We start from the raw sequence: 21,159 nt of genomic DNA, 5'->3' as shown, positions 1-21,159 counted from the left end.
ACGCGCCGACCCTAGAAACCGACTGCCCTGAATCTCCCCGAAGCGGTCCGTGTCCGTGCCTACGATGGCCGAGGTCGTTCGTCGACGCATCACCAGCTCGTCCATCGGACCGAATGGAGACCCCATGCGCGCGATCGTGGTACGAGAGTTCGGCGGCACTCCGGAGCCCGCGGATATGCCCGTTCCGGAGCCCGGCCCGGGACAGCTCCGGATTCGACTGGATGCCGCCGGGGTGAACCCGTTCGACCGCAAGATCATCGACGGCGTGCTGGACGGCCGACTGCCGCACGACTTTCCGCTGATCCCGGGACTGGACGGCGCGGGCACCGTCTCGGCACTCGGCGCAGGGGTGCCGGAATTCGCCGTCGGCGACCGCGTGGCGGGCAAATGGCTGGTGCCACCGGTCGGACACGGCACCTTCGCCGAGTACATCGTCGTACCCCACGACAGCGTCATCGCGCGGCTCCCCGACGAGGTCACCGCGCTCGCGGCGGCCGCACTGCCCACCGCCGGACTCACCGCCCTCGACCTCCTCGAGGGCGCGGCGGTCGGCGCGGGCCGGACCGTCCTCATCCCCGGCGCGGCCGGTGGCGTCGGCTCGTTCCTGGTGCAGTTGGCCGCCGCGGCGGGCGCACACGTCATCGCCACCGCCCGACCCGACGACGCCGACCGCATGATCCGGTTGGGCGCGACCGAGGTGATCGACTACAGCCGCACGGTGCCCGTCTCCGACTCCCCCGAGCCCGCGCTCGCCCAGCCCACCATCGCCGAATCGGTCCGCATGACCCATCCGGACGGCATCGACGCGCTGCTCGACCTGGTCAGTCCGCCCGCGACGCTGCGCGAACTGGCCGCGCTGGTGCGGCCGGGCGGCGCGGTGTTCAGCACCATCGGATCGGTGGATACGGCGGATCTGCAAACCCGCGGCATCAAGGGCGGCAATATCAATTCCCAGGGCAGCGCCGCGGGTCTGGCCCGACTGCTGGCGGCGGCCGCCGCGGGCGACCTCGTCGTTCCGGTCGACCACGCGGTGCCGCTGGCGGAGGCGGCGACGGTCATCGGAGGCTCCGGCGCACGGGGCAAAACGGTGCTGGTCATCTGATGTGAGGCGGGATTCACCGCGGATGTGTCCGGGCAGCCTTGGCCATATCCGTGCGACCTTGTGTTTTTCAGGGATACTTGACGCGGAGGACCGCTGGAAAACCCGGTGTGTCCGGGGTAACAGCTCAGGAAAGGAAAGTTCGCCGTCGTGGATGCGCGTACTGCAGCGCTGGTCCGCGCAAACTTTCGGACAGTCGTCGAGGCCCCGAGCGGGCCGGAACGGCTGATCAGCGCGTTCTACGGCCACCTCTTCGCGGAGATTCCGGCTCTGCGTGAGCTGTTTCCCCCCGCCATGGATATGCAACCCAAGCGGCTGGTCACCGCCATTCAGTTCGTGTTGGACCATCTGGAGAACTGGGATCGCGCGCAGCGCTTCCTGGAACAGCTGGCCCGCGACCATCGCAAGTACGGAGTGGAGGCGGCGCACTACGACATCGCCGGGCGGGCGCTGCTCGCCGCCTTCCGCACCTACAACGGCGTGCACTGGAATCGCGGGCTCGAGGAGGGCTGGCGCGATATCACCATCCTGATCTCGGCGTCCATGGCCATCGGCGCGAACTCCGACAAGTCGCAGCCCTACTGGGAGGCGACGGTGGTCGGACACCGCCGGGTGGTGGACGATCTGGCGATCGTGCGGCTGCAATCGGATACGCCGATCCCGTACCTGGCCGGCCAGTACGTTCCGGTCGCCATCCCGCAGCGGCCCAAGATGTGGCGCTACCTATCCCCCGCCATCCCGACCAACCCGTACGGCGAGATCGAATTCCACGTGCGCAAGGTGCGCACCGGCTGGGTGAGCCCGGCCATCGTGAACGAGACCCAGATCGGTGACCGCTGGATGATCGCGGCCCCCCTGGGTGGCCTGCACGTCGATCTGCAGAGCGGCAAGGACGTGCTCATGATCGGCTCCGGCACCGGTATCGCGCCGCTGCGCGCGCAGCTGATCGAAATGGGCAGGCGCGGCATCAATCCCCGCGTGCACCTGTTCATGGGCGGGCGCTACCCGTGCGATCTCTACGATGTGGAGAACATGTGGCAGCTCTCGCAATCCAATCCGTGGCTCACGGTGGTTCCGGTGTGCGAGAACGAATCCAATCCGTGGTGGCATCCGTATCCGCCCGCCGAGACCCCGTACGGCATGCACCGGCGGCTCATCGGCAATCTGGGCGCGGTGGTGGCGAGCTTCGGCGCGTGGTCCGACCGCCAGATCCAGATCGCGGGCTCGGCCCGCATGATCGCCGACACCAGGCGCGCCCTGCTGGCGGTCGGCACACCCGAGTGGGCCATCGCGTCGGATCCGGTGTGAGCCCGCGGTTCTCGGTTGTGATCTCGTTGATTTCCGTAGTGAGGAGTGTGCGGTGACCCTGGGCCCCGACGACACCGGCGCGCTGGCGCTCGATACCGAGGAGCGGGCGGCGACCGTGGTGGGCGCGCACCGGCTGCGCGCGGACTGGACCGTGATCCGGCTCATCGGCGAGTTCGTGCCCTTCGCTCCCGGGCAGTCGGTCGCCGTGCGGGTTCCGCAGCACCCCAATATGATCCGCCGCCTCTACCCCGCGCTGCCGCCGTCGCTGGACGGCAAGCTGGAGTTCCACGTGCGCACGGTGCCGGGCGGCTGGTGCAGCGGATCGATCGTGTCGGACACCCGCACCGGTGACGAGTGGCGGATCAGCGCTCCCGAGGGCTGGCTGGCGGTGGATCCGGAGGCCACCGACGTGGTGATGGTCGCCGAGGGCCCCGGGTTGGCCCCCATGCGGGCGCTCATCCTGGATCTCGCCCGGCGGCCCGAGCCGCCGCGCACCCACCTGTTCGTCGGCGCGCGTAGTCCGCGCGATCTCTACGCCTCGGACATGCTGTATCTGCTCACCGGCGAATTGCCGTGGCTGACGGTACTTCCCGTGGTCCAGACCGACGAGGACCCGGACTGGGTCGACGAGTGGCACGAGGCGTGCCGGGTGGATATCGGCTTCCAGCCCGAGGAGATGCTGGCGGGCAGTCTGGCGGAGGTGGTGGGCCGCTTCGGGCCACTGAATCGGCAACAGATCCTGGTGTGCGGCAACGCCGCTCCGGTCCAGCAGGTGGTGGAGACGCTGCTCGCCACCGGCGCACCGGCGGAGCACATCCGCTACGAAGGATTCTGACGGCGGTTGCGACAGCGGGGTTTCGACGGCGGGGGTTTCCGACAGCGGGTTCGGCCGGCGCGGGCGTCAGAACAGCGGATCGTGCCGGATATTGGCGGTGGGGGTGCCCGCTGCCATCAGGCGGAACTTGGTGGTCTGCACCATGGAGGGCGAGCCCACGATCTGGACATCGCGGTCCGCCCATGATCCGTATCCGGCGACGATCTTGCCGATCTGACCGACGCGACGCGGCTGGAGGCCGGGGTACTCCGGCTCCGCCTCCTCGGCGTCACCGAACACCCACCACGGGTTCTCCTCGCTCTCGGTGACCGGAATGACATTGAGCCACTTGTTCTCCCGGGCCAGCTGGCCGAGCGTCTCCAGATCGTAGAGGTCGCAGGGGTAGTGTCCGCCCACGAACAGATCGACCTTGGGGTTGGATCTTCGCTGCGTCATGGCCATGAGTTGGGCGCGCAGCGGGGCGATGCCGGTGCCACAGCCGACCATGAGCATCTTGCGCCGAGTGTTGCGCGGCACCCCCAGACCGCCGAGCGGTGAGCCGATGAGCCACTGCTCCCCGACCTTGGTGTGCCCGACCATGGCCGGACTCACCCACCCGCCGGTGACGCCGCGGATGTGGAATTCGATCTCGCCCTGCGGATTCGCGGGCACGGCGGGAGACAGATACCGCCACATGCGCGGGCGCGACGGGATCTGCACGCTCATGTACTGTCCGGCCGCGTACTGCATGGGCTGGTCCAGCCGGAGCCGCACGATGGCGAGATTGCGCAGCACCTCACGGTGTTCGATGACGGTGCCGGTCCACACCGGCGGAGTGCTCTCCTTCTCGGCCGCGCCGATCATGGTGTCGGCGATGACGCCGAGCCCGGTGTCCCAGGCCCGTTCCACCTCGTCGGTCCACATCTCGGTGCCCGCGTACGCCTGCATGGCGGCCTTCAGCGAAGTGGCCACCGCCGCATAGTGTTCGGCGACGACGCCGTACTTGCGGTGGTCGCGCCCGAGTTGGGCGAGGAAGGGGAGCAGTTTGTCGGGCTCCTCGAGCCGGTCGACGGCGTAGGCGATCGCCTTGACCAGGCGGTCGCGTTGGGCGTCGAGGGCGGCCGGGAAGAAGTCACGAACCTGTGGATGCTCGGTGAAGAGAATGGCGTAGAACGAGCGGGCGAGTTTCTCGGGGCCACCTTCTTCCGCAGCAACCGCCTTGAACGTCGTTCTAATCAATGCGACGGTCCGCGAATCCATATGTGTCACAACCCCATTTCGCACTCGAAACGCAGGCCGCACGGCCGAGTGCTGGTGCTGCGGAACACTCGACAGCAGCCGATGCCTAGCAAGTGTAGGCGAGGGTTGCCAGCAACGGAACGGCTCGTTTCAACAACACGCCCAGATTTCCGTTAAAACAAGTGATAACCACCCAAATGTCACATAAAACAGACCGCTCACCTGCAACACGCCGGGCGAGTCGGACTGGGTCTCACCGATTTTGCGCGAATCATTTTGCAAGGCTCGGCAATGGAGCGATCGGCCCGCAACCGCATTGGCAACGCAAATACTCTGCGGCATACCGACATAACGCACTAATCACCACAATAAACAACCGGCCGGTTTGAATTGTTTTCGGAGCCGATCCGGATCGTCCGCACCGCCGCCGACGAGAATCCACCAGCACACCGCCCGCAAAGAAAAAGCAGCGCCCCGGAATCCGGGACGCTGCTCGCTGCGTCGGGTCGTGGGTTACCGCTGCCGTCGATTACGCGGCTGCCACACCACCAGGGCCGTACTGCGCTGCGGCGGCGTGAGCTGATCGGGCCGGTACCCGGACCGCAGCCGCTCCACCTCCGCCGTCAGCTCGGACACCCGCTGCTGCAACTCCTCGACCTGGTTGGTGAGTTCGATGATCCGTTTGATACCGGCGAGATTGACGCCCTCGTCCTGGGACAGCCGCTGCACCTCGCGCAGCAGCTGCACGTCCCGATCGGAGTAGCGTCGCCCGCCGCCCGAAGTGCGTTGCGGCGAGACCAGACCAAGCCGGTCGTAGGTCCGCAGCGTCTGGGCGTGCATGCCCGCCAGCTGCGCCGCCACCGAGATCAGGAAGTACTGGGTCTCGGAGCTCTTCTTCGGATCGGAATTCATCACGCACCTGCCCATCCAGCACGCGGGTCGAAACCGCTGGTCTTCTCCGCCTCCGCATAGCGCCGCAGCGCCTCGGTGGCATTGTCGTCCAGCTTCTGCGGGATCGCGACCTTCACCGTGACCAGCAGATCACCCGCACCGCCGCCGCGCTTGGGAACGCCGCGCCCGCGCACCCGCAGGGTACGCCCGTCGGCGGTGCCCGGCGGCACCTTCACGCCCACCCGGCCGTCCAGCGTCGGCACCGAAACGGTTGTCCCGAGCACCAATTCGCTGTAGCTGACCGGCAGCACCAGGGTCAGGTCGTCGCCATTGCGGCCGAAGACCTTGTCCCCACTGACGTGCACGGTGACATACAGGTCGCCCGGGGGCGCGCCCCGCAGACCCGCTTCACCCTGGCCCGCCAAGCGAATGCGCTGACCGTCGCGCACACCCGGGGGAATGCGCACGGTGATGGTGCGGGTGCGATTCTGAATACCGGTGCCCCGGCAGTCGACGCACGGGTCGTCGATGATCGACCCGGTGCCCCGGCAGTCGTCACACGGTTCACTGAATCCGAACGCACCCTGGTTGCGGCTGATGACGCCGGTTCCATTGCAGTGCGGGCAGACTCGCGGACTGGTGCCCGGTTTGGCACCGCTGCCGTGACAGGTCGTACACGGCGAGGGGCTGGTCATACGTAGGGGAACCGTGACGCCCTGCGCCGCCTCGCGGAAACCGAGGGTCGTCTCGGTCTCCACATCGCTGCCGCGCCGCGGCCGCGAGGAAGCACGGGCGCCGCCGCCCCGGTTGAACAGCCCACCCAGGATGTCGCCTAGGCCGCCGTCGGGTCCGGTCCCGGCGGTCGCCCCGCCGAAGATGTCGCCCAGATTGAACTCGGCGCCGCTGAATCCGCCGGTGCCGCCGTAACCGCCGCTCGGTGCGAAACCGCCGCGACCGAAACCGCCGCTGGCGAACAGCCGCCGCGCCTCGTCGTACTCCTTGCGCTTCTCCGGATCCGACAGCACCGAATGCGCTTCGCTGACCGCCTTGAACCGCTCCTCGGCCTTGACGTCCCCCGGATTCTTGTCCGGGTGCAGATCACGGGCCAGCTTGCGATAGGCCTTCTTGACCTCGTCCTGGGTAGCGCTGGAGGAAATACCCAGCTCTTTGTAGAAGTCCTTCTCGAGCCACTCCCGGTTCACCGGGCATCTCCTCCTTCCCGCTTCTTACCCGTTGTTACTGGCATCCGCGCCAGCGTTCGTCGGATCCGACTGCGCCGCAGCGCCGTTCACCGGACCATCGGTCACCCCGACCAGCGCGTGCCGCAGCACCCGCTCGCCGAACCGGTATCCCTTGCGCATGACCATGCCGATCACCGGCTCACTGCCGGAGCCCTCGTGCTGCACGGCCTCGTGCAGGGTCGGGTCGAAAGGCTCACCCTCCGCACCGAACTCCTCGAGGCCCTGCTTCTGCAGGGCGGTGGCCAGCTTGTCGGCGACGCTCTTGAGCGGTCCGGCCTCCAGATCGCCGTGGGCGCGGGCGCGATCGAGATCGTCGAGCACGCCGAGCAGTTCGCCGACCACCGCCGCCTTGGCGGAGTCGATGGCGGCCTTGCGGTCGCGTTCGACCCGACGCCGGTAATTGGCGTACTCGGCGGTCAGCCGCTGTAGATCGGCGGTGCGCTCGGCCAATTCGGCGGTGATGGTGTCGGCGAGCGCGTCGGCGCTCCCCGCGGTCGCGCCGTCAGGCCCGGCGGCCGCGGCGGATTCCTCCGCCGCGGCCTCGAGAACCTCACCCGCGGCCGGATCGTCGACGATCGGCTCTTTCTCCGGGTGGTCCGTCACTTCTTCTCAGGCTCCTCGACAACCTCGGCGTCAACGACGGTGTCATCGGAATCCGGCGCGCCCTGGCCGTTTCCGGACTGGGCGGCATCCGCGGCCGAGGCCTCGTAGATGGCCTGGCCCAGCGCCTGCGACTCGGTCGCCAGCTTCTCCACCGCGGTCTTGACGGCCGCGATGTCGGTGCCCTTCAGCGACTCCTTGGCCTCGGAGATGGCCTCCTCGACCTTGGACTTGACGTCCCCGGGGACCTTGTCCTCGTTCTCCTTGATGAACTTCTCGGTCTGGTGGACGAGCGACTCGGCCTGGTTGCGGGTCTCCGCCTCCTCGCGCCGCGCCTTGTCCTCGGCGGCGTGCGCCTCGGCGTCCTTGACCATCCGGTCGATCTCCTCCTTGGACAGGCCGGAGCCGTCCTGGATCTTGATCGTGTTCTCCTTGCCGGTGCCCTTGTCCTTGGCGGTCACGTGGACGATGCCGTTGGCGTCGATGTCGAAGGTGACCTCGATCTGCGGCACGCCGCGCGGGGCCGGCGGGATACCGGTCAGCTCGAACGAACCGAGCAGCTTGTTGTGCGAGGCGATCTCGCGCTCACCCTGGAACACCTGGATCTGCACCGACGGCTGGTTGTCGTCCGCCGTGGTGAAGGTCTCCGACCGCTTGGTCGGAATGGTGGTGTTGCGCTCGATGAGCTTGGTCATCACGCCGCCCTTGGTCTCGATGCCCAGCGACAGCGGGGTCACATCGAGCAGCAGGACGTCCTTGACCTCACCCTTGAGCACGCCGGCCTGCAGGGCCGCGCCGATGGCGACGACCTCGTCCGGGTTCACGCCCTTGTTCGGCTCCTTGCCGCCGGTCAGCTCCTTGACCAGCTCGGAGACGGCGGGCATGCGGGTGGAACCGCCGACCAGCACCACGTGGTCGATATCGCCGACGGAGATGCCGGCGTCCTTGATCACGGACTGGAACGGCTTGCGGGTGCGGTCCAGCAGATCCGAGGTGATCTTCTGGAACTCCGAGCGGGTCAGCTGCTCGTCGAGGAACAGCGGGTTCTTGTCCGCGTCCACGGTGATGTAGGGCAGGTTGATCGAGGTCGACTGGCTCGACGACAGTTCGATCTTGGCCTTCTCGGCGGCCTCGCGCAGCCGCTGCATGGCCATCTTGTCCTTGGTCAGGTCGATGCCCGAGGTGCCCTTGAACTTGTCGACCAGCCATCCCACGATGCGCTCGTCCCAGTCGTCACCACCGAGGTGGTTGTCGCCGGAGGTCGCGCGGACCTCGACGACGCCCTCGCCGATTTCCAGCAGCGAGACGTCGAAGGTGCCGCCACCGAGGTCGAAGACCAGGATGGTCTGTTCCTTGTCGCCCTTGTCCAGGCCGTACGCCAGCGCGGCGGCGGTCGGCTCGTTGACGATGCGGAGCACGTTCAGGCCCGCGATCTGGCCGGCCTCCTTGGTGGCCTGGCGCTGCGCGTCCTCGAAGTAGGCGGGGACGGTGATGACCGCGTCGGTGATCTCCTCACCGAGGTAGGACTCGGCGTCGCGCTTCAGCTTCATCAGCGTGCGCGCCGAGATCTCCTGCGGGGTGTACTTCTTGGCGTCGATCTCGACGGTCCAGTCCTCGCCCATGTGGCGCTTGACCGACCGGATGGTGCGATCGACGTTGGTGACCGCCTGGTTCTTGGCGGGCTGACCGACGAGCACCTCGCCGTTCTTCGCGAACGCGACGATCGACGGAGTGGTGCGCGAGCCTTCCGAGTTGGCGACGACGACCGGCTCACCGCCTTCGAGAACAGCGATGACCGAGTTCGTGGTCCCGAGGTCGATACCGACCGCACGAGCCATGGTGAATCCTCCTAGTTGACGTACCTGCCTGGTGCGGGAGCATGGGCTCCCAGCAACACTGAGCGTGGTCGGCTCAATCCTGCCCCCGTATCGCTCGGGGCGCAACTTGAACTTGAGTCGATCTCGCTCAACCTTGTCGAAGAGGACCAACCTGGGCCCCAGGTCATCTATTCCCGGGGCGCGGAGAAATTTTTTCGATCACTCCTCGGCCGGGTGGACCGCGAGCACCTCACCCGCGAGGGTCAGCTCCAGGTATCCGCCGCGGCTGCCGTCCTTCGCGTAGAGGAAGACGACGGGCGGGTTGACCTTCGCCCCCGGATCGGCGGGGTTCGCGCCCGGCGGGCGGCGAATGACGATGTGGCTGATGACGCCGCCGGGGACCCGCAGCGTCTCCGGGGCACCGGCCATGACGGCCGCGAAGCCGCGGACGTCCAGGTCGGCCAGATCGAAGGCCGCGGCATCGTCGTCGCGGGCGGTGTCGGTGGAGCTGAAACCCCGCTCGTCGTAGCGGAGGCGCACGGTTCGGTCCGGATCGGCGGCGCGCTCCACCAGGGCGTACTGCGGATACAGGCTCATCTCGTCGGCCGTCAGATCGCCGTATCGGTCCCGGTAGGTCGCGAGAAAACTCGCCAGGCCCACACCGGTGGTCGGCTCGAGCAACGGCGGGTCGGGTGCGGTGGTGCGGGCCGCGCAACCGCCCATGGCGCCGAGCAGCCCCGCGACCACGACCGTGGCCGCCGCCGCCTGCCACCGGCGTGCCGGTTTCCGGCGCTGCACGCGCACCACCGGGGCGTCGGCGAGGTTGCTCGGGATCTGCAGATCACCGATGAGCGTGTCGAGATCGCCGAAGGTGCGCGCCCGCATGGCCGCCGCCGAACGCTGGGCGTATTCGGCATCGGTGAGCTCGCCCTCGGCGTGCGCGGCGTCGAGCAGGGCGCAGGCGTCCACGCGGTCGGAGTCGCGGACGCGCAGGCCGCCGTGACGTCGGGTGTCGGACATGACCGTCGGCCTATCCGGAGAAGGGGAAGGCGCGCAGCACCACTCCCGTGGGGTCCAGTAACAGATATCCGCTCTCGCCGAACACATTGCGCACATACACCCGGACGAGCGCGACGGGCACGGTCCGCGACCCTCCCGGCACGGTGTCCACCTTCAGGTCGATATGGCTGATGGTGCCGCCGTCGACGTCCAGGAGGGCGGGTGCTTCGGTGAGCGTCCGGTCGAGGGCGGTGAGATCCACGGCGGCCAGATCGAATTGCGGCGTATCGGGCTTACGGGTGGCCACCGGGCGGCTCTGCTCGAAACCGCCGCGATAGCCGTAGTGCACCACACGATTCGGTTCCCCGGGCACGGCGCGCGCGATGCTCGCGTGCTCGTCGAACAGACTCACCTCGTCGAGCAGGGTATCGCCGAACTTGACGCGGTAGGTGTCGCGAAAGTGGGCGATACCCGCCACCGTCAGCAGATTCGGGGTGGGAATCACCTTCGGCTCGATGACGCCGAGGTCCACCGACGGCGGCCCCGCCGGTACGGCGGCGGGCCGGTCGACCACGGTGTACATGCCCACGGCGGCGGCCAAGGCGAGCGCGGCCACGCCCGCCGGGAACCAGTAGCGGCGGTGCGACAGCGGCGGACGCGGCGGACCGGGAGCGTCGGCGGGGCGTTGCAGGTCGGCGGTGAGCTCCGCGAGTTCCCCGAGAGTTGTTGCCGCACCGGCCAGTTCGGTCAGGGCATGGTGGTCGTCCACGGACAGCTGGCCGTCGGCGAGCGCCGCGTCCAGGACCGCGCAGGTGGCGGCGCGGTCGGCGTGGCGCGCCCGCACGCGTGGCGGATAGCCGCCCTTGCGCGCCTTGGTCCGCGCCGAATCCGGCTGCGGGAGTATCAGGTCCGTCGCCCCCGACGACGGTTGCAGATCCCCGACCAGCCGGTGCAGCTCGCCCAGCGTCTCGGCCCTGCCCGCCCGCTCCGAACGCTCGTGATACTCGTCGGCCCCGAGCTGTCCCTCCGCATAGGCGGCATCCAGCCGGGCACGCGTGGTGACCCGATCGATATCCCGGGCCCGAACCCGCCCGGTTCCGGCCGCCGAACCGGGCGATCTCGAACTCACCCCCGGATGGTAAGCGCAGAACGCCCGTTTTGTACTGCCTACCACCGTCGATAGGTGCTGAGTAGGGCGCTATCGGGTGGTGCTCAGGATCTCGCGGGCGAGGTCGCGGTCGAGGGTGACGCGGACCAGGGCCGCCGCCAGGTCGGCGTCGCGGCCGGGTGGGGTGAGGCGGTCCAGGGCGGCGGGGTCGGTCGGGAGGCCGAGGCGGCTCGCGCCCCGGCGGGCGCGCTCGTCGAAGTAGGGGCGGACCCAGGTCCAGGTGTCCTGCACCTCGCGGAGGAAGATCTCCGCGCCGACCGGGCCGATGCCCTGGAACCGCTGTAGGAGGCTCGCCAGCCGCGCCGGATCGCGCTCGGATTCCGCGGCGAGTCGGCGCAGATCACCGTGGTAGCGGTCGAGGAGCAGCGCCGCGTTCGCGCCGAGCCGGGTGGCCGTGGATTCGTCGTAGCGGCGGTAGTGGCCGCGGCCGAGCGCGTCGACCAGTTCCTGCCAGTCGGCGTCGGCCACCCGCCGCGGGGTGGTGTAGCCGCTGCCGACCAGTTCGCGGGCGGCGGCGATGGCGATATCGGCGGAGATGCGGGCACTGAGCAGCTGAGCCAGCATCAACAGCTGGAACAGCGGCGCGGGTGTGTCGGCCAGCCGGATACCGGCCTCGGCCGCGTAACTCGTCCCCGCCCGGTCCAACAACGCCCGCACGATCTCCTGTCGCTCCATGACGCACCTGCCTTTCCGACACCCTGCGCGTACCCGCCGCGCCGTCGCCCACACCTGACGGCGGTGGCCCGCGCCCGTGGCGGCGCGATCACCGGAGCAGGGGGTACGCCCCGGACTCCGGAATCGGCGACGATTCCGACTTCCGGGCGGCCATCGCGACATACACGGGATGCGCGCCGGTCACGGTCGCTCCGTGCAGCCGGATCATCCGACGTTCGACCGCTCCCGCAAGGCCAACGGCGGCGGGACTACCGCACGGCGGAGGCAGCGGAGGGCACCACACCCTGCGGCGGCAACTCCACCCGGCGGCATGCCGAGCGCCCCGCCCGAGGTCGATCGCCATGATCACCGCCCGGTCCAGTGCGAGCGCACCGAGCCGCACGTTCGGATGGTCGTCATGGCGTTTTCCTTCCCGGAACCGCTCCCACACGGTTGGACCACGCGATATCGGCTGCTGCGACAGCTAGATTGGGTGACGAGCGTCACGTGCGAGTCGACAGGAGTGCGGTATGCGGGCGGCCGTGGTCACCAAGGGCGAGTTTCGGGTGGAGGAGCTGCCGACACCGGTTCCCGGTCGCGGGCAGGTACTGATCGACGTGGTGCGGTGCGGCATCTGCGGATCGGATCTGCATGCCCGCGTGCACTGCGACGAACTGGCGGAGCTGGCGGCCGCCACCGGATACGGGCACTTCATGCGCTCGGCGCAGAGTGTGGTGCTCGGACACGAATTCTCCGGCACGGTCGTCGATTACGGCCCCGGCTGCCGAAAGCGTTGGCGACCCGGCACTCCCGTGGTGGCGCTGCCGATTCAACGGCAGGGACGGCAACCGCACCTGACCGGCCTGTCGGTCGCCGCGCCCGGTGGCTACGCCGAGCAGGTGGTGGTGCAGGAGTCCATGACCTTCCCGGTGCCGAACGGCCTGTCCGCCGAACTCGCGGCGCTCACCGAACCCATGGCGGTGGCCTGGCACGCGGTGCGCAAGAGCCGGATCGGCAGGAGGCGAACGGCTTTCGTCATCGGCTGCGGACCGATCGGGCTGGCGGTCGTCAGCATGTTGAAGGCCGCCGGGGTGCGCACGGTGGTGGCCAGCGATCTCTCACCGCGCCGCCGGGACCTGGCGCGGCGCTGCGGGGCCGATGTGGTGGTGGATCCCGCCGTCGCATCGCCCTGGGACGCCGCGCCTCGCACCTCGCGCATCAGCGGCGCCACCGACATCCTCAACCTCGGCTTCGACGCCATGGAACGGCTGCGGCGCATTCCGAAGCTGCCCTGGTGGTATCTGTTCCGCGCCGCCCACACCTTCGATCAGGGGCCCAATACGCCGGTCATCTTCGAATGCGTCGGCGTGCCGGGGATTCTCGATCAGATCCTCACCGCCGCGCCGCCCATGTCCCGCGTCGTGGTGGTCGGCGTCTGCATGCAGCCCGATGTGATCCACCCGGCGACCGCCATCAACAAGGAGATCGAACTGCGCTTCGTGCTCGGCTACGACCCCGGTGAGTTCCGCGACACCCTGCACATGATCGCCGACGGCACGGTGGACCCGAGCCCGCTCGTCACCGGCACCGTCGGCCTGAACGGTATCGACGCCGCCTTCGGCGCCCTCGCCTCCCCCGACCACCACGCCAAGATCCTCATCGACCCCCGCAGCACCGCCACCGCACCCTGAACGCGGCCCCGGCGCGCTTCGCACCCGCCCCGCGAAAGCGTCGAGCACCCCCTGGGCCGCTTCGGATTACGCGCGATGGCGCGGGATGCGGGTCAGCGGGGTCGTCGGGGGATCGTTGAGCGTGTCGAGCAGGCCCTCGGCGCTGCGGGCGGCGGTGAGGCACGCCGTCGCCGTGACCTGATCGGCCAGCGGATGACCGGCGCGGGAACGCCATTTGCGCACGGCCGCGAGAGCGTATTCGCGCTGGGTGGAAAGATCGGTGTCGGCGGGCAGCCCCAGGCGCAGGTGGGGGGCCACGCCGGAACCGCCGATGAGGCGCTGCAATTCGGCGATATCGGCGTCCGGCAGCGGCAGCTCATCGGAGCGGAGACGGCCGAGCAGGCGCAGTTCCGCGAAACCGTGCACATCGGCGAGCAGCGTGCGCACGCGCGGGAGCAGCGCGTCGGCGGAGGTGCCCGGGTAGGCGGCCAGAATGCGGGCCAGCGCGGTGAGCGCGGAGTGCGCCTTCAATTCCTCGGCGCGCTGGGCGAATTGCACATCCAGCACGGAGCGCAGCTCATCGAGTCCGCTGCGCTTGGTGAGTTCGGCCGCCAGACTGGCGGAGTCGCGCACCCCGAGGCGGATCAGCGTGACGGACAACCGGATTCCGAACAGGCCGAAGCGGGCCACCAGGTGCGCGCGCAGCTCCGGCGACACCGGCAGCGGCAGATCGGGGCGGGCGAAACGGTCCGCCGACAGCAGGGCCGCGGTGAGTTCCTCGGTCGGCACCGTCGCCAGGGCCTCGAAGGCCGCGTACTCGCGCTGGCGCAGGGTGGCGGCGGCGAAGGCCAGCAGACCCGCCACCGGGACCACCGACTGGCACAGCCCGGTGCGCTCGAGCTCCTCGGCGAAACGGGACGCCACCTCGCGGGCGGAGTGCAGGGCGTCGATACGGCCGGCACCGATCTCGTCCGCGCGCGAGACCACACCGACCGCCCCGAGCGGGGCCGCGGCGGCCGTGTAACCCGCGGGCGACGCTCCCGGCCCGTGCGCACCGGCAGCGCCGACCGATGCCCCGGTACCGGTCGTTCCATGCCCGAATCTCCCCGTGCCGGACGCACCCCCACCGAACGGCCCGTATCCGAGCCCGGGAACGCCCGCGTCGGCGGCCTGACCGGATCCGGTACCAGCGCCGATACTTTCGAGGAAATTCACATCCGCGGCATCGAGGCGGCGCAGCAGGTAGACGACGGCGTCCGAGCCCGGCAGCACCACGCCGGCCGGATCGGCGGCCGGGGTGAGCAGGCGCGCCGTGCGCGCCGAGACCTCCCGCGACATGGACGAGATACCGGGCGAGTCGATGATCGTGGTGCGCGCCAATTCCTCCGACGGCCACTGCACGTCGAGATGGTCCACCTCGCGCGCGCCGGGTGCGTTCCACCGCAGCGCCGACAGGTCGAAGTGCAGCCCGTGCGGCGTGGCCAGCCCGTCGGCCCCGCGATCCCGGCGCACCCCCACGTCGGCGTGCGCCCCATCGCGCGCGAACGCGGTCACCCGCGGCGTCGGACCGTGCCGGTACCAGGTCACCAGCCGGGTGCACTCGGTCGCGTCGGTGGGCGCGATGTCCTGCCCGACCAGGGCGTTCAACAGCGTCGACTTACCGGCCTTGAGCTGACCCGCCAACGCCACCCGCAGCGGTTCGTCCAGGCGGCGCGCGCAGTCGGCGAGCAGCGCGCTCACCCGCGCCTGCCCCGCATACGCCTGCCGAGCCACACCGATCAACCGCCGCGCCTCGGGCACGATCCCGGCCACTGCACCCGGGGCATCGAAAACCATTCACACACGGTAGCGGGACTCCCCGGTCTCCTCGCGACTACCCATACCCCAACCCTGTCACCGGGCAAACGAGCACGTTACGGGGGTGGGAGCGCCCGGGCGGCCGGGCGGGCCTCGAGGGTGAGCAACGCGTCGGCATGGCGGCGGAGTTCGGCCACGATGCGGAGTTGGCGCTCGAGTTCGGTGGTGCGTTCGGTACGGCGGGAGGTTTCCAGGGTCGCGGCTTCCTGGGCGGCGCGCAGGGATTCGTCCAGGGAGCGCAGCGAGCGGTCGGCCACGCCGGTGAAGTGATCGCGCAGCAGGCGGTGGATGCGGTGCAGCCGGTCCTTGGTCTCCTTGCCGGAGTGGAAGGCCACATCGTCGACGTACCGGCGCACGGCGGCCTTGGCCTCGATCCGGCGCTTGGCCAGCCGTGCCTGCTTGTCGTCACGGAACGCCTTGCCGCCCAGAATCACTCCCGCGCCGATGGACAGCGGATTGATGATCGCCATCCCGGCCAGGGTGCCCGCCAGCCCGGCCATCACCACGCCGCCGTAGGAGCCGCGCACCCCCACCAGCAGTTTGTGCGTGAAGCCGAGATCGGGTTCCAGATCGGCCAGGGTGCAGGAGCCGACGCGGGAGCCGTCGGGGTCCAGGCTGCCGGCCAGCTCCGGCAGGTCCACCGCGCCGAGTTCGGTGAAGTGGCCGGCGATCCGTTCGGCCAGCCGGATGGCGCGGGTGCGGGTCCACAGCAGATTGTCGCCGACCGCCGTGCCCACGGTGCCGGTCAGCCATTCCTCGATGGTGTCCCAATGCCGCCCGGGATCATTGGCGTCGATCCACTCCTCGCCCTCGCGCGCGATATCGCGCAGCCGGTTGCGCAGATCGTGGTCGATATCCCCGGCCAGATCGGTGATGCCGTCGGCGAGAGTCTGCTGCCAGGCGGCGGTATTGCGGCGCAGCCGCTCGGCGGCCGCCTTGGCCGAACGCAGTTCCACGATGGCGGCGGCCCCGCGCTCGGGATCGCGCAACGCCACCAGTTCGCTGCTCAACGCCAGCGCCAGATGTTCGGCCGCCGAACCGATGTCGACGCCCACCGCCTGTCGGGTGGCGGCCTGGTCGCGGGCCACGACCTGGTCGCGCAGAAACTGGAACACCTGCCCGAAGCCCGATTCGCGGCCGAGCTGTTCATCGCGCAGCCGCATGGCGTGGGTGCGCAGGACGGCGGAGACGGGAATCAGCGGAACCTCGAGCCCCGCAGTCTCGAGGTGCCGCTGATTCGCGTCGTAGACCTGCCTCCAGTGCGGATACAGGTCGATCTTGGTGAGCAATACCGCCACGGCGGGGCTCAACTCCCGCACCTGCCGCAGGAATTCCACCTCCGGCACAGTGAGCTCGGTGGAGGCGTCGCTGAGCAGCAGTACCGCGTCGGCTCCCGGGATGGTGGCGTAAACGCCTGCCGCACCGGGATTTCCGTGTGCACCGAGGCCGGGGGTGTCCACGACCACGATGCCGTCGGCGAGCAGCGGGTTGGCGGCTTCCACCTCCACCCGCAGCACCGGCCGCGCCCGCACGGTGGGCTCGGTCGCGCCCAGATTCTCGAAAGGTACCGGGACCCGGGTGGATTCGGCCTCGCCGCCGCCCGGCCCGGCCAGCACGACCGCGGCCCGCGACTCGCTGCCGTGGGCCAGGGTGACCGTGGCGGTGGTGGTCGTATCATCGCCCACCGCACAGACATTCAGGTTGAGCAGCGCGTTCACGAACTGACTCTTGCCCTGATTGCCCAAGCCGGCCACCACGATGCGCCGTCGCGGATCGCGGATCCGCTGGGCGACCGTCTCCAGTCGTCCTACCAGGTCACCCCGGTCGGCCGCGCGTGCGACCGCGATGGTGTCACCCAGTATCGACAGCAGCGGCCGAGCCACCGCGGTTCCCGTCACAGCCCTACCTCCGAATCACCGGTGCGGTCACGAGTGCAGCGTCACGACTGCGGCATCACGACTGCAGGATGTCGTCGACGATGCCGCCACCGGCGACGCCGCCCACCTCGGCCCCGCCGCCGAAGCCCGCGTCTCCGAACAGCGACGTCTCGGTGCCACCGGTGAGGTCGCCCTCGACGCCACCCTGCACCCCGGCTCCGAACGCCTGCGAAACGTCCAGTCCCGCCCAAGGATTCGCGCTCGCACCGACATCCAGCCCCGACTCCGCCCCCAGCGCGGCGTCGACACTGCCACCGACCTGCGCGCCGGTGTCCACGGCCCCACCGACCGCCCCACCGAGTTCCGCGCCCGCCTGCACACCGGTATCCACCGCACCCGACAGCCCGGACTCCAGCCCACCGCCGAATTCCGCACCGGCATCGACCGCACCGCCGACCCCCGTCGACAGCCCGGTCTCCAACCCACTCCCGAGCTCCGCACCGGCACCCAACGCGCCGTCGACGCCGGCGCCGACGCCCGCACCCAGACCGGCCCCGGCATCGAGCGCACCGTCCACCGCGCCACCGACACCCGCACCCGCCTGCACACCGGTGTCCACCGCACCCGACAGCCCGGACTCCAGCCCACCGCCGAATTCCGCGCCCGCGTCCACCGCGCCACCGATACCGGTCTCCAGCCCACTGCCGACTTCCGCACCGGCACCCAGCGCACCGTCCACGGCGCCGCCGAGTCCCGCACCCAGCTGCGCGCCCGCATCGACAGCCCCGCCGATACCGGTGGACAAACCGCTCTCCAGCCCGCCACCGAGTCCCGCACCGGCATCCAATACGCCATCGACGGCACCGCCCACACCGGCCGCGAGGCCCGTTCCGGCGGTCACCGCGCCGTCCACCGCACCACCGAGATCCGCGCCCAGCTGAGCACCGGAATCCACCGCGCCGGACAATCCGGCTTCCAAGCCACCGCCGACTTCCGCACCGGCACCCAGCGCACCGTCGACCGCGCCACCGACACCGGCCGCGAGGCCCGTCCCGGCGCTGACCGCGCCATCCACCGCACCACCCAGGCCCGCGCCGAGCTGCGCACCGGTGTCCACGGCACCGTCGAGCGCCGCGTCGAGGCCCGCCCCCAGATCGGCTCCGACCTGGGCGCCGGCCGCCACGGCGCCGCCGAGACCGGCGGAGAGTCCGGCGCCGAGATCGGTGCCCACCTGGGCGCCCAGTCCGGCGGCGGTGTCGATCGCGCCGTTCAGCCCGGTCTCCAGGCCCGCGCCGAGCTGACCACCGAGGTCGGCGGCCGCGCCGACAGCTCCGCCGAGTCCCGCGCCCAGCTGGCCGCCCGCGTTCACGAGTCCGCCCAGTCCGGCGTCGACCCCCGCACCCACCTGGGTGGCGGCGTCGACCGCGCCCTGGAGTCCCGCGCCGAGTCCCGCACCCACGTCCGCACCGGTCTCCAGTGCGCCACCCAGCGCCGTGGAGAGTCCGGCGGCGACATCGGCCACCGCACCCAGGCCCGCGTCCAGGCCCAGGTCGACGCCGGTTTCGGCCTGGCCGCCGAGATTCACCTCGGCCGCGGTGGCGGCGGTGGCGGTGGCGGTGGCCGCGACTCCGGTCGTCCCCGCCGCGACCGTGCCGACCGACGCCCCGCCGTTCACCGCGCCATTGACCGCACCGGCGGCCGCGGTCTCCAGACCGCCCGCGGCGACGATGGCCGACAAGGCCGAACCGCCCGCCACCAGCGCCGACTCGGCGACCATGGGGGCGACGGCGGCGATATCCTCCGGCGTCACCGCCGCCAGCCCGGCGTCCACCAGCGCCTGTCCGGGATTGGCGCAGTAGGCGGCGGCAGCCTCGCTGTCCCGCAGCAGGCTAAGGATGAACTCGAGAATCGCATTGGGACTCATGGCAAATCGCCTCCTTCGGCGGACCCCTGCGGTCCGCGGTTGTCGAATTGCCTTTCACGCTAGGAAGCTCACGCGTTACTCCGGAACGGGGTGAACTCCCCTGTTGCCGGACCCCGAACCGTTGGGGGCGGGGTGGGGATTAGGGGAATTTCCCCGTACCTACCCCGCGCGCGGTAACGACGAACCCCCAGCAACCGACAGCTCACATGTGGCTCGCAAGCCACAACCCAAGCCTTAGTACATATCGGACTGATCGACTTTCGAAACGGCACACCGGGCAGGGTGTGTTTGTAGAACAGGGGTTCTCGAATGAGTCAGGGTCAGGCGCTCGGCATTACGGTCGGGTCGCTGCACACAGTCGCCGTGACGACTTCGGGGGGACGACGCGAACTACACGCCTGTCCGAGCCTGCTCGGCTCGGCGGCGGAGGTCACGGAGAGCATTCTGGCCCGGGTCGGGGATCCCGTGGACATGCGCATCGGAGACGGAACCGCTGTTCGCGCGGCGGATCTCGTGGCGGCGGCGGTGGCGCGCGCGGTGCACGACACCGGCTCCGCCGCGGCCACGGTCGCCTGCTATCCGGCCTGGTGGACGCAGCACACCGTGGAGGTGCAGCGGTCCGCGCTGGATGCCGCCGGACTGGACGGCGTCGCACTGGTGCCGGAACCGACCGCGGCCATGCGATGGCTGCGCGAGGTACACGGAACCGAGCACGACGGCGCGATGGCCGTCTATGATCTCGGCGCGACCGGTTTGACGATTTCAGTGGTACGTACCGGGCCGCTGTCGGGTCTGCTCGGAGAACCGGTGCACTCGACCATGGTGGCGGGTACGGAATTCGATCTCCTGGCCATGCGTTACGTTCTGGCTAATGCGGTGGGGCAAAACGATTTCGATCCGTTCGACCCGATCGTCGAACAAGAATTGGCCGCACTGCGCGGTCGCTGCAGAATTGCGAAGGAAGAGCTTTCCAAAAAGACGGCGGCGGTGGTACCGGTCCGGCTGCCCGCCTTCGGCATGGACGTGCGGCTGGTGCGCGACGAGCTGGAGGAGCTGCTGCGCGGCCCCCTGCTCGGATCCATGGACCTGCTGCGCGAGGCGGTGCGGCGTGCCGGACTGCGGGTCGCCGAACTGGACGGCGTCCTGCTCACCGGCGGTGGCGCGGCCATTCCGCTGGTGACCGAACTGCTCTCCACCGAATTCGGCATCCCGGTGGCCGCGGCCGCCGACCCGGCGCACATCAGCGCCCACGGCGCTGCCCTGCTGGCCGCCGATCTGCTCACCGACACCACCGCGACCGAACCCCACCCGGCCCTCGTCGCGCCCACCGCACCGGTGCGCCGCGCCACCCGACCGGGCGGCGACGGCGATACCACCGCCATCCCCCGCGACCCGAACTCGGGGCGTGCGGGTGAGGCGCGTAGCGGCGCACTGCCATCCGGCGCGGGCGCTACGGCCGCCGCGGCCGGCGAGAGTCGTGGGCGCGACGCGTACGGCGGTCACGCCGCGCACGACGAACACGACATGCACGGCGCTCACGACACGTACGCCGAACACGACGCGTACGAACACGGTGAGCACCACCCGCACGGCGCGGCATCCTCGGCCGACGCGGCGCCCGCCGCGACCCCCCGCGACAACGAACACGTACCCGCCCGCGGCCGCGAGCGCGTGGCAGCCCGGGTCACGGCGGCGCCACCGGTACTGCCCGAGACCGCGCCCGACCCGGGTCCCCGCAATCGGAAACGGCTGGCGGTGGTGAGCGTCACCGCCCTGGCGGTCGCCGCACTCGCCACCGGCACGCTCGCGATCAGCACCGGTGTGCAGTCCGGCCCGTCCTCCACCCCCACGCCTGGACAGCCGTCGACGAGTGTCGCGGCCGACCCCGCCGTATCCGAGGCGGGCCGCCTCGAGGGTGCGCCGGGCAGCCCGGAGGCGCCCGCGCTCACGAACGCGCCCGGAGTGCCCGGCCAACCGCATACGCCCGGTGCGCCCGCCACC

At 70.1% G+C, this 21,159-nt stretch carries 16 protein-coding genes; 5 read left to right on the top strand and 11 right to left on the bottom strand.

The genetic code is table 11. The features are described from left to right. The first annotated feature begins 124 nt into the window (after positions 1-124). The 3 genes from QJS31_RS35845 to QJS31_RS35835 all read left to right on the top strand — a co-directional run bounded on the left by QJS31_RS35845 (position 125) and on the right by QJS31_RS35835 (position 3,242). The gene (locus tag QJS31_RS35845) at positions 125-1,102 is read left to right on the top strand and encodes an NADP-dependent oxidoreductase (RefSeq protein ID WP_282778749.1); all 978 of its coding nucleotides are present in this window, start codon (positions 125-127) and stop codon (positions 1,100-1,102) included. 147 nt (positions 1,103-1,249) lie between these two features. Next, positions 1,250-2,407 (top strand): FAD-binding oxidoreductase, encoded by a 1,158-nt coding sequence (locus tag QJS31_RS35840; protein ID WP_029930854.1) that lies wholly within the window; start codon positions 1,250-1,252, stop codon positions 2,405-2,407. 52 nt (positions 2,408-2,459) lie between these two features. After that, positions 2,460-3,242: an FAD-binding oxidoreductase gene (locus tag QJS31_RS35835; protein ID WP_282778747.1), complete on the top strand. Its 783-nt coding sequence runs from the start codon at positions 2,460-2,462 to the stop codon at positions 3,240-3,242. Between the two features lie 66 nt (positions 3,243-3,308). Here QJS31_RS35835 and QJS31_RS35830 read toward each other — a convergent pair whose 3' ends face one another. From QJS31_RS35830 to QJS31_RS35795, 8 genes are all read right to left on the bottom strand, one after another. Continuing rightward, positions 3,309-4,481: a globin domain-containing protein gene (locus QJS31_RS35830; RefSeq protein ID WP_282778745.1), complete on the bottom strand. Its 1,173-nt coding sequence runs from the start codon at positions 4,479-4,481 to the stop codon at positions 3,309-3,311. A 492-nt stretch (positions 4,482-4,973) separates the two neighbouring features. Then, entirely contained in the window at positions 4,974-5,372 is a 399-nt protein-coding gene (locus QJS31_RS35825; RefSeq protein WP_029930851.1) for a heat shock protein transcriptional repressor HspR, read from the bottom strand. Continuing rightward, positions 5,372-6,553 (bottom strand): molecular chaperone DnaJ, encoded by a 1,182-nt coding sequence (dnaJ, locus tag QJS31_RS35820; protein WP_039817994.1) that lies wholly within the window; start codon positions 6,551-6,553, stop codon positions 5,372-5,374. The genes QJS31_RS35825 and dnaJ overlap by 1 nt, the downstream gene beginning before the upstream one ends. A 24-nt stretch (positions 6,554-6,577) precedes the next feature. Next, positions 6,578-7,195 (bottom strand): nucleotide exchange factor GrpE, encoded by a 618-nt coding sequence (grpE, locus tag QJS31_RS35815; RefSeq protein WP_282778741.1) that lies wholly within the window; start codon positions 7,193-7,195, stop codon positions 6,578-6,580. Further along, entirely contained in the window at positions 7,192-9,030 is a 1,839-nt protein-coding gene (dnaK, locus tag QJS31_RS35810) for a molecular chaperone DnaK (RefSeq protein ID WP_282778740.1), read from the bottom strand. Before dnaK ends, grpE begins: the two co-directional genes overlap by 4 nt. Before the next feature lie 198 nt (positions 9,031-9,228). Further along, complete coding sequence (locus QJS31_RS35805) at positions 9,229-10,029, bottom strand: DUF1707 domain-containing protein (RefSeq protein ID WP_282778738.1); 801 nt, start codon at positions 10,027-10,029, stop codon at positions 9,229-9,231. Between the two features lie 10 nt (positions 10,030-10,039). Further along, positions 10,040-11,137 (bottom strand): DUF1707 domain-containing protein, encoded by a 1,098-nt coding sequence (locus QJS31_RS35800; protein ID WP_282778736.1) that lies wholly within the window; start codon positions 11,135-11,137, stop codon positions 10,040-10,042. 69 nt (positions 11,138-11,206) lie between these two features. After that, positions 11,207-11,851, bottom strand: a complete 645-nt coding sequence (locus tag QJS31_RS35795; protein ID WP_282778735.1) for an endonuclease — start codon at positions 11,849-11,851, stop codon at positions 11,207-11,209. Between the two features lie 509 nt (positions 11,852-12,360). On the opposite strand from QJS31_RS35795, the gene QJS31_RS35790 reads away from it, so the two are divergent. Continuing rightward, a complete protein-coding gene (locus tag QJS31_RS35790; protein ID WP_306358890.1) occupies positions 12,361-13,521 on the top strand; it encodes a zinc-binding dehydrogenase in 1,161 nt (386 codons plus the stop codon). 66 nt (positions 13,522-13,587) lie between these two features. Here QJS31_RS35790 and QJS31_RS35785 read toward each other — a convergent pair whose 3' ends face one another. The 3 genes from QJS31_RS35785 to QJS31_RS35775 all read right to left on the bottom strand — a co-directional run bounded on the left by QJS31_RS35785 (position 13,588) and on the right by QJS31_RS35775 (position 19,158). Next, the gene (locus tag QJS31_RS35785; RefSeq protein WP_306358889.1) at positions 13,588-15,336 is read right to left on the bottom strand and encodes a dynamin family protein; all 1,749 of its coding nucleotides are present in this window, start codon (positions 15,334-15,336) and stop codon (positions 13,588-13,590) included. Positions 15,337-15,413: 77 nt separating this feature from the next. Then, positions 15,414-17,255, bottom strand: a complete 1,842-nt coding sequence (locus tag QJS31_RS35780; protein WP_282778729.1) for a dynamin family protein — start codon at positions 17,253-17,255, stop codon at positions 15,414-15,416. Positions 17,256-17,310: 55 nt separating this feature from the next. After that, on the bottom strand, positions 17,311-19,158 hold the full coding sequence (locus tag QJS31_RS35775; protein ID WP_306358888.1) for an IniB N-terminal domain-containing protein: 1,848 nt from the start codon (positions 19,156-19,158) through the stop codon (positions 17,311-17,313). Between the two features lie 363 nt (positions 19,159-19,521). On the opposite strand from QJS31_RS35775, the gene QJS31_RS35770 reads away from it, so the two are divergent. Then, positions 19,522-21,159, top strand: a 1,638-nt coding sequence (locus tag QJS31_RS35770) for an Hsp70 family protein (RefSeq protein ID WP_306358887.1), incomplete at its 3' end; no start/stop codon positions are given.

Source organism: Nocardia sp. CC213A (genome assembly GCF_030766805.1).
Classification (GTDB): Bacteria; Actinomycetota; Actinomycetes; order Mycobacteriales; family Mycobacteriaceae; genus Nocardia; species Nocardia otitidiscaviarum.
Note: the sequence above shows the minus strand (reverse complement) of the source record. Positions and strands in the feature narration are given on the sequence as shown.

Bases quoted from the DNA above. Each gene is read 5' to 3' on its own strand.
- QJS31_RS35845 (WP_282778749.1), top strand. From the start codon at position 125: ATGCGCGCGATCGTGGTACGAGAGTTCGGCGGCACTCCGGAGCCCGCG.
- QJS31_RS35825 (WP_029930851.1), bottom strand. From the start codon at position 5,372: ATGAATTCCGATCCGAAGAAGAGCTCCGAGACCCAGTACTTCCTGATC.
- QJS31_RS35785 (WP_306358889.1), bottom strand. From the start codon at position 15,336: ATGGTTTTCGATGCCCCGGGTGCAGTGGCCGGGATCGTGCCCGAGGCG.
- QJS31_RS35790 (WP_306358890.1), top strand. From the start codon at position 12,361: ATGCGGGCGGCCGTGGTCACCAAGGGCGAGTTTCGGGTGGAGGAGCTG.
- QJS31_RS35795 (WP_282778735.1), bottom strand. From the start codon at position 11,851: ATGGAGCGACAGGAGATCGTGCGGGCGTTGTTGGACCGGGCGGGGACG.
- QJS31_RS35830 (WP_282778745.1), bottom strand. From the start codon at position 4,481: ATGGATTCGCGGACCGTCGCATTGATTAGAACGACGTTCAAGGCGGTT.
- QJS31_RS35805 (WP_282778738.1), bottom strand. From the start codon at position 10,029: ATGTCCGACACCCGACGTCACGGCGGCCTGCGCGTCCGCGACTCCGAC.
- dnaK (WP_282778740.1), bottom strand. From the start codon at position 9,030: ATGGCTCGTGCGGTCGGTATCGACCTCGGGACCACGAACTCGGTCATC.
- QJS31_RS35775 (WP_306358888.1), bottom strand. From the start codon at position 19,158: ATGAGTCCCAATGCGATTCTCGAGTTCATCCTTAGCCTGCTGCGGGAC.